This is a genomic window from Paracoccus shandongensis, assembly GCF_017315735.1.
Lineage (GTDB): Bacteria > Pseudomonadota > Alphaproteobacteria > Rhodobacterales > Rhodobacteraceae > Paracoccus > Paracoccus shandongensis.
The window spans coordinates 1-5,306 of record NZ_JAFLRK010000063.1 but is presented as its reverse complement, the minus strand read 5'-3'; the positions used below and the strand labels follow the sequence as shown (position 1 = coordinate 5,306).

Annotated in this window: 6 protein-coding genes; 1 reads left to right on the top strand and 5 read right to left on the bottom strand. The window is 70.6% G+C overall.

The window, feature by feature from the left end; translation table 11 throughout:
• Positions 1 to 145 precede the first annotated feature (145 nt).
• From JX613_RS19410 to nirK, 4 genes are all read right to left on the bottom strand, one after another.
• Positions 146 to 583, bottom strand: a complete 438-nt coding sequence (locus JX613_RS19410; RefSeq protein WP_207103120.1) for a pseudoazurin — start codon at positions 581 to 583, stop codon at positions 146 to 148.
• A gap of 103 nt (positions 584 to 686) precedes the next feature.
• Entirely contained in the window at positions 687 to 1,397 is a 711-nt protein-coding gene (locus tag JX613_RS19405) for a Crp/Fnr family transcriptional regulator (RefSeq protein WP_237168752.1), read from the bottom strand.
• Between the two features lie 74 nt (positions 1,398 to 1,471).
• Positions 1,472 to 2,278 (bottom strand): SUMF1/EgtB/PvdO family nonheme iron enzyme, encoded by an 807-nt coding sequence (locus tag JX613_RS19400; RefSeq protein ID WP_207103119.1) that lies wholly within the window; start codon positions 2,276 to 2,278, stop codon positions 1,472 to 1,474.
• A gap of 63 nt (positions 2,279 to 2,341) precedes the next feature.
• Positions 2,342 to 3,481: a copper-containing nitrite reductase gene (gene nirK / locus JX613_RS19395; protein ID WP_207103118.1), complete on the bottom strand. Its 1,140-nt coding sequence runs from the start codon at positions 3,479 to 3,481 to the stop codon at positions 2,342 to 2,344.
• A gap of 187 nt (positions 3,482 to 3,668) precedes the next feature.
• Here nirK and JX613_RS19390 point away from each other — a divergent pair, with 187 nt between their 5' ends.
• A complete protein-coding gene (locus JX613_RS19390; RefSeq protein ID WP_207103117.1) occupies positions 3,669 to 4,880 on the top strand; it encodes an NnrS family protein in 1,212 nt (403 codons plus the stop codon).
• 48 nt (positions 4,881 to 4,928) lie between these two features.
• Here the strand turns inward: JX613_RS19390 and JX613_RS19385 are convergent.
• The coding region (locus tag JX613_RS19385; protein ID WP_272874560.1) for a glycerol-3-phosphate dehydrogenase C-terminal domain-containing protein at positions 4,929 to 5,306 on the bottom strand (378 nt) is incomplete at its 5' end.

Genomic DNA, 5,306 nt, shown 5'->3' with positions numbered 1-5,306 from the left:
CGAACAGCCGCGACTGCCCGGCGATCCGGCGATGCGCGGGCGAGAGTTTCAGGCTCATGGGGTGGGCCTTTCGGGGAAAACGGCCGGGAAACCGGCCCTTGCGGGGGGCAGGGATCAACCCCCCGCCTCGCGCGGAGGTTCCGGCTCACTGCACCTGGGCGAGGTCCGCGTCCATCCGCTCGCGCGCCTTTTTCGACATCTTGGCGGCCTTGGCGGCGTCCAGGTTCGCGGGCGCGTCGCCCACCTGGACCAGGCCCACCATGCCCATGGCGAAATGCGGCGTGCACTTGACGCCGTAAAGGCCGGGTTCGGTCACGGTCAGGGTGAATTCCTCGTTGATCTTGCTTTTGAAGGGCTCCACGCCCGCGGGCAGGATGTCGGCGATGGCCTCGACGTTGTGGCTCTTGTCGGTGGGGATGAAGCGGATCGTGTCGCCGGGTTCGGCGCGGGTAAAGGCGGGCTCGAACACCATCATCCCGGCCTCGCCCTTGTTGAGCATGTGGACCTCGTGCTCGGCCGCAAGGGCGGGAACGGCCAGCGCCAGCAGCAGGGCGGGGGCGGCGAGGAAGGAAAGGCGTGTCATCTGTGGTCTCCTTGGATGGGCGGGCCGGTCGCGGCCCGTTGCCCAGGGGTTTAGGCCCGATCAGGGGGCGCCACTTTGATGAAACGCAAACAGGAGGGCGGTTTCAGTCCTCGGGATCGGCGATCCGGGAAAGGCCGGCGGCGTCCACCACCGTCAGCTTCTGGCGACCGCCCTCGACCAGGCCCATGCCTTCCCAGGCCGACAGCAGGCGCGACACGGTGTGCAGCGTGGTGCCCGTCATTTCCGCAATGTCCTGGCGCGTGATGGGAAAGTCGATGCGGGTGCCGCCGTTTTCCACCCGGCCCGCCTTTTCGGCCAGGCGCAGGACGGCATGGGCCACGCGGCGCTCGACCTCTTGGGTGGACATCTCGCGCAGGCGGGTATGGGCCTCGTCCAGGCGCTGGCCGATGGTCTGCATGGCGTTTATCGCAAGGCGGGGATTGTTTTCCACCACCGCGTCCCAGTCGGCCATTGGCCAGCTGACCACGATGGATTCGACCGCAGCCCTGGCCGTGCCGGGATAGTCGGGGCGGGCGAGCGCGCGGGCAAAGCCGAACAGGTCGCCCGGATGGACCACGCGCACCATCACCTGCTGGCCGTCGGCCGTGACCTGGCTGACCTTCAGCCGCCCGTGCAGCAGCAGGTAGAAGGCCACCGCCTGCGCGCCCTGTTCAAAGACGATGTCGCCGGGGACCACGCGGCGCGGGGTCGCCCGCGTCATCAGCCGCGCCAGGGCCGCGGGGTCCATCTGCCGGAACAGGGGCAGGTTGCGGACCAGGGAAATGTCGATCGCCACGTCTCGTGCCTTCACCATGGGTTTTCCCCTAGGTGACGCAGAATCGCGCCAAAGCAAAGCATTCCGTGGCCCTTGCGTGTCATGCCGTGCCGTCAGCCGATGTCCCGGACCAGGCGCAGGCCCAGGTTGGCGGGCGGCACGCCCACCGAGCAGCCGCCCGATTTCGGGTCGCGCACGAAATCGGCCACGGCGGCGCGGTGCAGGCCTTCGGCGATATAGATGCCGCAGCTGTCGGCCTGGGCGGTGATGCGGCCCGCCGCATCGACCTCTCCGCGCCGCAGGCAGGTGGCGGTCCATTCCCAGACGGCGCCGCCGATGTCGCGCACGCCCAGGCTGTTGACGTTCAGCATCCCCACGGGGCGGATTTCGCGGTCCAGGTCGCGGCTGCGGGCGGATTCGGCGGCATATTCGGCCAGCCAGCGGGTCGCGGGGTTGGCGGGGTCGCTGTCCACGCCCAAGGCGTCGTCGCGGAACATCTCGGCCGCGGCATGGGCCCATTCGACATCCGTGGGCAGCCGCCAGGTGTCGCCGGTGCGGTCGGACAGCCAGGCGGCATAGGCCTGGGCGTCGATCCAGCTGACGCCGGTCACGGGCAGGTCGGGATCGTCCACCGGGCCGCCGGGCAGGGCGCAGGCGCGGTCGGCCACGCAGTCCAGCCACCCGGCGGTGCTGACGGGGGTGGCCATGACCTCGATGGGCGCGGGGATCGACACGGTTTGCAGCGGCGCATCGACGGACCGGCCGTCGCGCCGCCAATCGCCGTCCAGGCGGTGCGGGAAGACCTGCGGTTCCAGCCGCACCACCGGCGGCAGGTCGGGCAGGGGCCGCGCGGGGGGCCAGAAGGACAGGCCAAGCGCCCCGGCTGCGGCGCCCGCCAGCAGAAGAACGGTTCCGTGCATGTTCGGCTCTGGTCGGTGAGGCGGGAAGGCCGCCCCCGCGTGGCGCGGGGGCGGCCCGAGGGGTCAGGACAGCGCGCCGGGGGCCACGACCTGCATCATCAGGTCGTCGTTCCATTCGCCTTCCACCACCACATGCGCGGCGGCGCCCAGTTCGAAGGCCTCGATCAGGTTGTGGTTCACATAGGCGTAAACCCCGGGCTGCTCGAAGGTATAGACCATCAGCCCCGCCGTGCCGCCGGGGATGAACCAGGTTTCCAGGCCTTCTTCCGGGGGGTTGTTGAACTTGCCGGTCGCCCAGACATGGTTGCCGTGCCCGCCGATCAGGTGGGGCCGGGTGTCGCGGTTGGCCTGGCTGTGGACGAAGGCCACGGTTTCCCCGACCTTGGCCTTCAGGGCGTTGTCGCCGGTCAGCGCGCCCACCGCGCCGTTGAAGACCACATGCGTGGGCGTCAGCGTCTTCATCACGGCCACCACATCCTCGTAGCTTTCGCCGGGGCTGCCATAGGTCTTCCAGGTGCCGTCCGCATCGCGCGGGACATAGAAGTCCTGCTCGCCGATGTAATACACCTTGTCATAGGTGACGGGCTTGCCGTGGCGGTCCTTCAGCCCGTCGCGCGGCAGCACCATGATCGCGCCGTTCATCCCCGACACCACATGCCAGGCCACCATGCCCGGAGGGGCGCAGTGATAGACGAAGACGCCGGGCTTTGTCGCCTTGAAGCGCAGCACGCAGCGTTCGCCGGGGTTCACCTGGGTCAGCGCGCCCCCGCCAAGCGCCCCGGTCGCGCTGTGGAAGTCGATGTTGTGCATCAGCTCGTTCGTGGGGGCGTTGATCAGCGTCAGTTCGACATAGTCGCCCTCGTGGACCACCATCAGCGGGCCGGGCACCGTGCCGTTGAAGGTCGAGGCCCAGTATTCCGCGCCGCTGTCGTCCAGGGCGATCTTCTTCTCGATGATGGTCATCTCGAACTCGACCACCTTGGGGCCGCCGGTGGCTGTGGGTTCGTGGTCATGGACAAAGGGCGGATCGACCAGCTTGACCTTGACGCGCGGCAGGCGGGCCACGTCGGGGGCGGCGGCGGGGGTCAGGACCGCCTGCGCCCCGGCGGTGGCCTCGGCCGCGGCGCTGCGCACCTGGGTCAGGGCCCCGGCAATGGCGGCACCGGCAAGGATGGTGCGGCGGCTGACGGAAGGGGAGGTCATGGCGGGCTCCGTTCAATGGTTATACGCGCCGGGTTGTTCCGGTTGAGGGCATCATGACCCGTTCCGCCCGTCCCTTCGGTGTGCCGGAACAACCAGGCGCGGCCAAAACGCCCCCTTGCTTGCGGCAGCGCAAAGAGTTCGCGCTTTTCCGGCCTATCGCTGGGGGCAACCTTGAAGGAGAACACCCATGTCCGATGAAAAACGCCCCCGGATCCCGCGCGGATTGAAGGGGGACGGCGCGGCCCTGTGGTCCTATGGCTTCCGGCCGTTCTTCCTGGGCGGCGCGGTCTGGGCGGTGGCCGCCATGGCGCTGTGGATCGCGGCGCTGGCGCAGGGCCTGCCCCTGGGCGGCGACCTGGGCGCGCCCTTGTGGCACGCGCACGAGATGGTCTTCGGCTTTGCCCCCGCCGTGCTGGCCGGGTTCCTGCTGACCGCCATCCCGAACTGGACCGGCAGCCTGCCGGTGTCGGGGCGGCCCTTGATGGGGCTGGTGGCGATCTGGGCCGCAGGCCGGGTCGCCATGGCGGGCGCCGGGATCATCGGCCTGCCGCTGGCCGCCCTGATCGACGCGGCCTTCCTGCCCGCGCTGCTGGTCATCGCGTCCCGAGAGATCGTCGCGGGCCGCAAGTGGAACGACCTGAAGGTACTGGCCGGTTGCGCCGCCATCATGGCGGGCAATCTGGGCTTCCATGCCGCCGTCCTGGCGGGGGGCAATCCGTCCGCCTGGCTGCGCGCCGCCGTGGCGGGCTATGTGGTGCTGGTGCTGATTATCGGCGGGCGCATCATCCCCAGCTTTACCCGCAACTGGCTGAACCAGCGCGGCGCGTCCCGGATGCCGGTTCCCTTCAACCGCTTCGACATGGGCGTGATCGCCTGTTCGGCCTTGGCGCTGGCCGCCTGGACCGTCGCGCCCGAAGGGCGGGCGACGCTGGCCTTCGCGCTGGCCGCAGGGGCGCTGAACGCGGCGCGGCTGGCGCGCTGGCGGGGCCTTGCCGTCCGGGCCGAGCCGCTGCTGCTGGTGCTGCACGCGGCCTATGGCTTCGTGCCGCTGGGCTTTGCGGCCATCGCGGCGGCGGGGGCGGGGTGGCTGCTGCCGGTGTCCGCGCTGCATGTGCTGACGGTGGGCGTGATCGCCACGACCATGCTGGCGGTGATGACGCGGGCCACGCGCGGGCATACGGGGCAGGCGCTGACGGCCTCGCGGGTGACGACGGCGGCCTATCTGTGCCTGTTCGCGGCGGCGCTGCTGCGTCCCCTGGCGGATCTTACGGGGGCGATGGGGCTGATGGAGGCCTCGGGCGCGCTGTGGATCGCGGGGTTCGGGCTGTTCATCATCGAACACGCGCCGATGCTGCTGCGGGTGCGGCGCCAGGCGCGCGCCGCCCCGGGCCCGGCCTGACCGGAAGGCCCGTCCTTGCGGGCAAACAGGCAAGGGGGCATCGCGCGGCTACAGCCGCAGGCGGTGGCGGGTTTCCAGCAGGGTCCGGGCGTCCTGCACCTCTTGCGCGGTTCGCGCCTCGTCCCAGCCAAGGGCGCGGGCGCAGACCGAGGCGATGGTGCCAAGATCGCGCGCCGTCAGCGTTCCGGTGATCGCCAGCGCGGTGCGGCGCATGACCAGGTCGGTCAGGTGGCGGACGGCCTCGTGGCGGACCAGCCAGTCCAGTTCGGCCAGCGAATAATCCGCGTCCCGCAGCATTTCCGGGCTTGCGCCCTCGGCGGCCAGGATGGCGGCGGCGGTGGTGCCGTGGCGCGCCAGAAGGGCCGCCGCGCGGTCGGGCGCGGCCCCGCTGTCGCGGGCGGCCTGACGCGCCCAGGCCTGCGGATC

Coding starts and splice junctions, on each gene's coding strand:
- JX613_RS19405 (WP_237168752.1), bottom strand. CDS start 1,397: ATGGTGAAGGCACGAGACGTGGCGATCGACATTTCCCTGGTCCGCAAC.
- JX613_RS19390 (WP_207103117.1), top strand. CDS start 3,669: ATGTCCGATGAAAAACGCCCCCGGATCCCGCGCGGATTGAAGGGGGAC.
- JX613_RS19400 (WP_207103119.1), bottom strand. CDS start 2,278: ATGCACGGAACCGTTCTTCTGCTGGCGGGCGCCGCAGCCGGGGCGCTT.
- JX613_RS19410 (WP_207103120.1), bottom strand. CDS start 583: ATGACACGCCTTTCCTTCCTCGCCGCCCCCGCCCTGCTGCTGGCGCTG.
- nirK (WP_207103118.1), bottom strand. CDS start 3,481: ATGACCTCCCCTTCCGTCAGCCGCCGCACCATCCTTGCCGGTGCCGCC.